Below are 1,417 nucleotides of genomic sequence, written 5' to 3'. Positions count from 1 at the left end.
GAGCTATCGCCGAAAGTTGGTGACGGCGAGAATCGGAAAGGCGGCATATCGTGGGGGTGCTTGACGCCTCCACTTCTCCACCGAAGGAGCGATATGCCGTGTCCAAAGATAACATCATCAAGCTGATTCAGCCAGGAACCGTCACCGATCAACTCACAGAAGTCTTGCGCAGCGGGGCACGCGCCCTTCTCGCCCAGGCGGTCGAGGCCGAGGTCGAGGACTTTCTCGGCAAGCATGCCGATTTGAAGACCGCGGACGGCCACCAGCGCATCGTCCGCCATGGTCACCTGCCGGAGCGGGAGGTGATGACCGGTATCGGTCCGGTTGCCGTCCGCCAGCCGCGTGTGCGCGATCGCGAGGCGGACGCCTCCGATCCCGACCGCATCCGGTTCTCTCCGGCGATCCTGCCGCCCTACATGCGGCGTTCGAAGTCGATCGAGACGCTGCTGCCGATCCTTTATCTGAAGGGGATCTCGACCGGCGACTTCTCGGAAGCGCTGGCTGCGCTGCTCGGCAAGGATGCCGCCGGGTTGTCGGCCTCCGCGATCGGTCGCCTGAAGGATGGCTGGCTCGACGAGCACATCGCGTGGCAGAAGCGCGATCTGTCGGCCAAGCGCTACGTCTATATCTGGGCCGATGGCATCCATCTGGAGGCGCGGCTCGAGGACGAAAAGCAGTGCATCCTGGTGCTGATCGGAGCGACGCCGGAAGGCCGCAAGGAACTGGTCGGCTTCACCGATGGCGCCCGCGAGAGCGCGCATGACTGGCGCGGTCTGCTGCTTGATCTGAAGCGCCGTGGGCTCGACGCGCCTCCGCAGCTCGTCATCGCCGATGGCGCACTCGGCTTCTGGAAAGCCGCCGGCGAGGTCTGGCCGAAAACGCGCGAGCAGCGCTGCTGGGTGCACAAGACTGCAAACGTGCTCGCCAAGCTGCCGAAGAGCCAGCAGCCGAAAGCCAAGCGCGCGTTGCAGGAGATCTGGATGGCTGAAACGAAGGTCGCCGCCGGGCTGGCGTTCGATGCCTTCATCGAGAGCTACGCGCTGAAATACGAGAAGGCGGCCGACTGCCTGAGCAAGGATCGAGACACGCTGCTCGCCTTCTACGACTTCCCGGCCGAGCACTGGAAACACTTGCGGACGACCAACCCCATCGAAAGCACCTTCGCCACCGTGCGCCACCGCACCATCCGATCGAAGGGTTGTCTGTCGAACGGGACCGCGCTCGCCATGGTCTTCAAACTGGTCGAGGGCGCACAGAAAAGCTGGCGCCGTCTCGATGGCCACAACCAGTTGCCAAAACTCGTTCTTGGTGTGACATTCAACGATGGGATCGAGGTCATCGCCAAGTCGACCGACCGTCAGCCCATAACCGCTGCCGCCTGACCGGCACCGCCGTCACCAAAATTTGGCGATAGCTC

1 protein-coding gene is annotated in these 1,417 nt (G+C 63.5%); it reads left to right on the top strand.

Translation table 11 applies throughout. The features are described 5' to 3' along the window. Positions 1-98: 98 nt before the first annotated feature. Positions 99-1,382, top strand: a complete 1,284-nt coding sequence (locus IVB50_RS18425) for an IS256 family transposase (RefSeq protein WP_247296848.1) — start codon at positions 99-101, stop codon at positions 1,380-1,382. Positions 1,383-1,417 lie beyond the last annotated feature (35 nt).

The organism is Bradyrhizobium sp. 87 (assembly GCF_023073015.1).
Classification (GTDB): domain Bacteria; phylum Pseudomonadota; class Alphaproteobacteria; order Rhizobiales; family Xanthobacteraceae; genus Bradyrhizobium; species Bradyrhizobium canariense_D.
The sequence above is the reverse complement of the archived record's forward strand: the minus strand, read 5'-3'. Positions and strand labels throughout refer to the sequence as shown.